This is a genomic window from Mesorhizobium sp. M2A.F.Ca.ET.037.01.1.1 (assembly GCF_003998075.1).
In the GTDB taxonomy this organism is placed as follows: domain Bacteria; phylum Pseudomonadota; class Alphaproteobacteria; order Rhizobiales; family Rhizobiaceae; genus Mesorhizobium.
On sequence record NZ_RZSA01000650.1, the window covers coordinates 1 to 3,927 of the forward strand.

Annotated in this window: 4 protein-coding genes; all 4 read left to right on the forward strand. The window is 62.2% G+C overall.

Annotated elements, in window-relative coordinates:
- On the forward strand, window positions 1-342 hold a 342-nt coding region (locus tag EOA27_RS26180; protein WP_145970539.1), incomplete at its 5' end, for a heme-binding protein.
- A 226-nt stretch (window positions 343-568) separates the two neighbouring features.
- Window positions 569-1,030 carry a (2Fe-2S)-binding protein gene (locus EOA27_RS26190; RefSeq protein WP_127257620.1) on the forward strand — a complete coding sequence of 154 codons (462 nt, stop codon included), beginning with the start codon at window positions 569-571 and terminating at the stop codon, window positions 1,028-1,030.
- 1 nt (window position 1,031) lies between these two features.
- Window positions 1,032-3,290, forward strand: coding sequence for a molybdopterin cofactor-binding domain-containing protein (locus EOA27_RS26195; protein ID WP_127257622.1), 2,259 nt, complete (start codon window positions 1,032-1,034; stop codon window positions 3,288-3,290).
- An 11-nt stretch (window positions 3,291-3,301) separates the two neighbouring features.
- A partial coding sequence (locus EOA27_RS26200; RefSeq protein ID WP_127257624.1) for a hypothetical protein occupies window positions 3,302-3,927 on the forward strand: 626 nt, incomplete at its 3' end.

Genomic DNA, 3,927 nt, shown 5'->3' on the forward strand with positions numbered 1-3,927 from the left:
GCCTACAACATAGCCGTCGTGGATCAGGGTGGCGCGCTTGTAGCATTTGCGCGTCAGGACGGTGCCCTGATCGGAAGCATCGATCTCGCCATCGGCAAGGCATTGACTGCCCGTTTGTTCGACAAGACCACCGCCTCTCTGAGCCAACTGGCGCAGCCCGGCGCGCCGCTCTTCGGCATAGAGCAAAGCAATGGTGGGCGGGTCATCATCTTCGGCGGCGGAGTGCCGGTGCGCGTCGCGGGTGAAATCATTGGTGCGGTGGGCGCGAGCGCTGGGACCGTCGAGCAAGACATTTCGGTCGCACAGGCGGCGGTCGCAGCAATCGCGCCAGCCAACGCGTGACTGAGACATTCGTGAAAGGTGCGCACCGCCGTTCCACTGTTAAGGAATAGCGACGGCAAGAAGGCGTTCGTCGAAACCGAAAGAACTCGCCTCACGCTGGCCGCTGCCGAGGCCTAATCGATGGTTAAAAAAGGTAAATTCTGGCGGACTGTCCTTTGCAGCGTTGGAAGCTACAAGTACCTTTACAGTCAATAGCCAAGTACCAGAAAAATAAGGAAGGCTCACGATGTTCGCTATCGTTGTCAACGGCTTGAGACACCAAGTCGACGTGGTGCCCGAGATGCCTTTGCTTTGGGTATTGCGCGATGAGCTTGGCATCACAGGTCCGAAGTATGGCTGCGGAATAGCCCAATGCGGCGCCTGCACGGTGCAGGTCGACGGAGCAGCCGTCCGCTCCTGTCAGGCGCGTATCGCCGATGTCGCGGGCAAGGAAATCACCACGATCGAAGCCGTTGGCAAGGGTAAGCTTCACCCAGTGCAGGAGGCCTGGATCGAGCATCAAGTGCCACAGTGCGGCTATTGCCAGGCCGGCCAGATCATCCAGGCGATCTCGTTGCTCGAATCGAAGCCCAAACCGACCGATGAGGATATCAACGAGGTCATGTCGGGTAATCTCTGCCGCTGCGGCACCTATGAACGCATCCGCGTCGCGATCCACGCGGCCGCCGAAAAGATCGGAGGGAAGTGAGATGGGCGTCACGCCAAACCTTTCCCGTCGCGCCGTCATATTCGGCTCCGCCGCTTTTGCCGGTGGTGTGGCCTTCGGGTCCTATGGTCGCGCCGAGGAGACCTCCGCCTCTCCCGCCGCGGTGAACCCGCTGGCCGCGAACCTCGGCCCGGACTCGGTCGCGTTCAATCCATGGGTCGAGATCAGCCCCGACAGGATCACGCTCATTGCGCAGCATGCCGACATCGGACAAGGCGTTGGTTCCATCCAGCCGGTGATGATCGCGGAGGAACTGGATCTGGACATCGGTCAGTTCGAGGTCCGTTTCGCCGGGCCCAGCCCCGCCTACTTCAACACCGGATTCGCGCACGAGCTCGCCCCCTTCATGGCGGCGGACCAGAGCCTTGAGGCCGAGAAGGGGCGCGCGGCTGCGCTGGAATGGCTGAGGCAGTCGGGCCTGCAGATGACCGGAGGCTCGAGCGCGATCCCAGATACCTACGAAAAGCTGCGCGTCGCCGGCGCGGTTGCACGCGAGACGCTGAAGGCTGCCGCGGCCAGGCGCAGCGGCGCCCCCGTCGCCGACATTCGCACCGAGGCCGGCCACGTCATCCTGCCGGACGGGACGAGGATCCCATATGGCGCGCTTTCGGCCGAAGCGGCGAAAATACCGCCGGTCACAAACGTCAAGCTGCGCGACCCGTCGCAGTGGCGCCTGATCGGCAAACCGATGGAGCGGCTCGACATCCGCGCCAAGGTGACGGGCGAAATTGTTTTCGGCATCGATCGCAAGATGGACGGCATGGTCTATGCGGCGGTCAAGCTCAATCCCAACAAGGGCCAGCCGATCCGGTCGTATGACGCGAGCAAAGCGCAATCGATGCCCGGCGTTCGGCAGATACTCAGGCTATCGAACGGCGTAGCGGTCATCGCGACCAACAGCTGGTATGCGATGCAAGCGGTGGATCTTGTCGAGTGCAGTTGGGAACCATCGAAATACCCGGCCGAGCAAGCGGGGCACTGGGACATCGTGCGTTCCTCCTTCACGCAGGAATTCCTCGCCAAGCAGTGGCGCAACGACGGCGATGTCGATGCCGGTCTGAAAGAGGGGACGTTGCTCGAGGCGGAGTATCGGGCGCCCTATGTTGGCCACCAGCCGCTGGAACCCCTCAACGGCATTGGCATCGTGACCGACGACAGGATGGAAATCTGGGTTGGCCACCAGTCGCCGCAATCGGTGCAGTACATTGCGGCCAAGGCAATTGGCATGAAGCCCGAACAGGTCACCTTCCACAATGAGTGGTCGGGCGGAAGCTTCGGCCACCGCCTGGAATTCGAAAACGTCAGGGCGCTTGCCGAGATCGCGAACCAGCTGCGCGGTACGCCGGTGAAGATCGTCTTCTCGCGCGAGCAGGACTTCCTTCAGGATATCCCGCGGCAGATCGCGATGGGCAGGTATCGAGGCAGCGTCAAGGACGGCAAAATCGTGGCGGCCGATGTCCAGGTGGCGTCAACGCCTCCCTTCAAGCAGCTGCTGGAGCGGATGGATATGCCGCCGAATGCCCCGGACGGCCAATTGGCCGTGGGCATCTGGAACGTGTACTACGACATCCCGAACTACCGTGCGGCGAGTTTCGAGGTGCAGGGCGTGTCGCCGACTACGACCTGGCGGTCGGTTGGCGCTTCGGCCAATGGCTTTTTCACCGAGAGCTTCATCGACGAACTGATCCATGCGGCCGGGCTCGATCCGCTCCAGGCGCGCATCGACATGTGCAAGATTCCCATCTACCGGACGCTCCTGCAAACGGTCGGCGACATGGCCGGCTGGAAGGGACCGCTGGGCAACGGAAAGGGCCGCGGCGTCGCCTTCGTCGAGGCCTTCGGCACGGCAGTTGCCGAGATCGTCGAAGTGACCATGACGGATTCCGGCATCAGGATCGACAAGGTCTGGGTGGCAGCCGATGTCGGCAAGATCGTCGATCCTGTCAATTTCGAAAACCAGGTGCAGGGCGGCGTTGTCTGGGGTCTCGGCCACGCCATGAACTGCGAACTCACCTATGCAAACGGGTCAGTCCAGCAGACCAATTACAATCACCACGAAGCCATGCGGATGTATCAGTGTCCGGTGATCGAGGTGCGCGGGTTGGAGAACGACTACACGGTGCGGGGCATCGGCAAACCGCCGGTACCGCCGGCGGCGCCGGCGCTCGCCAACGCCATCTTCGCCGCGACCGGCAAGCGCATCCGCGAAATGCCGTTCAACAAATTCATCGACTTCGTTTGAGAGGGGCGGTCATGGACAGGACTCTGATTGCCGTCGCAGTTGCTGCTTCGATATTGGCCCCTCTTACGGTGATGGTCTACGCAAAAGGTGAAGGTTCGAGGGATGCCCTGCCGTCGGGCAGCGTCAGCCGTGCGGCAGGTCTGGAAGCATGGAAACGGATCGAGGCGGTTGTTACCCATCCGCGCTGCGCAAATTGCCATGTCAACGCCGGTGGTATTCCGATTTGGACGCCCGCCGGTGAAAAGAAGGATCGTGTCCATGGCATGAATATCCATGGCGGCATAAGTCGGACCGGTGCCGAAGCCATAGCCTGCTCGACCTGCCATATGACCTCTACTCTGCCGAACGACCCGGCGCCTGCGCCGCCACGAGCAGGAATCCCCTGGCAATTGGCTCCCGTTGAGTTCCTTTGGTACGGCCAGAGCGGCACCGAGATTTGCAAACAGCTGCGAGATCCGGCCCGTAACGGCGGCCGCGACGCCGTCGCCCTGCTCGATCATCTTCGGCACGACGCATCATTAGACGGGTTTATTCCGCGAGGCTGGGAGCCTGGGAAGGGTCGCAGCACGCCGCCCGGCACCTTCGAGGACCACGTTAAGGACATGGCCGAATGGGGAGCCGCCGGGCAGCCATGCCC

Coding starts and splice junctions, on each gene's coding strand:
- EOA27_RS26190 (WP_127257620.1), top strand. CDS start 569: ATGTTCGCTATCGTTGTCAACGGCTTGAGACACCAAGTCGACGTGGTG.
- EOA27_RS26195 (WP_127257622.1), top strand. CDS start 1,032: ATGGGCGTCACGCCAAACCTTTCCCGTCGCGCCGTCATATTCGGCTCC.